Raw genomic sequence first — 1,357 nt, 5'->3', positions numbered from 1 at the left:
GCCGGGGTGAGCCCGGTGAGCGGGGCGGCGCGGCCGGCGACCTGTTCGTGCAGGTGAAGGTCCGCCCGGACGAGCTGTTCGGGCGTACCGGGGACGATCTGACCCTGAACGTCCCGATCACGTACGCCGAGGCGGTCCTCGGCACCGACCTGCGCGTGCCGACCCTGGACGGGACGGTGACGCTGCGGGTGCCACCGGGTACGCCCAGCGGGCGGGTGCTGCGCGCCCGCGGCAAGGGCGTCGTACGCAAGGACGGCCGCGCCGGTGACCTGCTGGTCACGCTCGACGTGGTGGTCCCGGCGAAGGTCTCGGACGAGGCGCGGGCGGCGCTGGAGACCTTCGCGGAGCAGACTCCGCCCGCCGCGCGGGAACATCTCGACGCGCGGGTACGTCGATTCAGTTGACGGCGGCAGCGGAGGTGAGCGGGCATGTCGGAGGAGTACGTCGGCTCGGGTGACCCGGCCTACGAGGCCAAGGTGTTGATGATCTCGGTGGCTGCGCGGATGGCGGGAATGCACCCCCAGACGCTGCGCCAGTACGACCGGCTGGGCCTGGTGCAGGCGGGCCGGGCGTCCGGCGGTGGTCGCCGGTACAGCGTCCGGGACGTGGTGCTGCTCCGCGAGGTGCAGCGGCTCAGCCAGGACGACGGGATCAACCTGGCCGGGGTCAAGCGGATCATCGGGCTGGAGCGGCTGCTCGAAGAGGCACAGCAGCGGGTGGCCCGGCTGGAGGCGGAGCTGGACGCCGCGTACCGGCGGATCGCCGAGCTGGAGTCGCTCGGTGGCTTTGCCCGCGGCGACCTCGTGCCGACCAACCGCACGTCCACCGCGCTCGTCGTCTGGCGACCACGCCGCGCTCCCGACCGCTGACCTTTCACCGGAAGGCCGGCGCGCCCCGCTCCCCCGGGGCCGCGCCGGCCTTCGTACGTCCGGCCCTCGTGCGTCCCTGGTTCGGGGCGCTCGTCGGGGAATGCGGGATGCGGCAGGGCGCTGTCGACTAGGCTCGCCGGTAGGGCAAAAACCCCTAAATCGGACGCCGAGTTGGCAGGGGGAGCCATGGCGGAACCGGCTAAGAAGGTGGCGGAACGCGCCGAGGAACGGCTGGAGAAAGTGGCCGAGAACGTCCGCGAGCGGTTCGACCGGGTCACCGAGGGACGCTTCAGCGACAAGGTCAAGGAAGGGCGCTTCGCCGACCAGACGGACCACGGCGTGGACCGGGCCCGGGACGACGAGAGGCGCAAGAAGCAGGGCGGGTCGACCTGACGATCCGCCGACGTGCGGGCCGGGATCCACGGGGGATCCCGGCCCGTTCGCCGTTCAAGCCGGCGACGTGTCAGAGGCGGCGGTTCTCGCGGACC

General features: G+C 72.5%; 3 protein-coding genes. All 3 read left to right on the top strand.

Features of this window, described 5'->3' with window-relative positions:
• A partial coding sequence (locus KBX39_RS31290; RefSeq protein ID WP_282102503.1) for a DnaJ C-terminal domain-containing protein occupies positions 1 to 404 on the top strand: 404 nt, incomplete at its 5' end.
• 24 nt (positions 405 to 428) lie between these two features.
• Positions 429 to 869 carry a heat shock protein transcriptional repressor HspR gene (locus KBX39_RS31285; protein WP_030500539.1) on the top strand — a complete coding sequence of 147 codons (441 nt, stop codon included), beginning with the start codon at positions 429 to 431 and terminating at the stop codon, positions 867 to 869.
• 186 nt (positions 870 to 1,055) lie between these two features.
• On the top strand, positions 1,056 to 1,262 hold the full coding sequence (locus tag KBX39_RS31280; protein WP_043327580.1) for a hypothetical protein: 207 nt from the start codon (positions 1,056 to 1,058) through the stop codon (positions 1,260 to 1,262).
• Positions 1,263 to 1,357: the final 95 nt, after the last annotated feature.

The organism is Micromonospora sp. D75, assembly GCF_018070405.1.
GTDB classification, from domain to species: domain Bacteria; phylum Actinomycetota; class Actinomycetes; order Mycobacteriales; family Micromonosporaceae; genus Micromonospora; species Micromonospora chalcea.
This window is presented reverse-complemented; position numbering and strand designations above follow the sequence as displayed.

Excerpts from the sequence above, each read along its gene's own strand:
- KBX39_RS31285 (WP_030500539.1), top strand. The coding sequence starts at position 429 with ATGTCGGAGGAGTACGTCGGCTCGGGTGACCCGGCCTACGAGGCCAAG.
- KBX39_RS31280 (WP_043327580.1), top strand. The coding sequence starts at position 1,056 with ATGGCGGAACCGGCTAAGAAGGTGGCGGAACGCGCCGAGGAACGGCTG.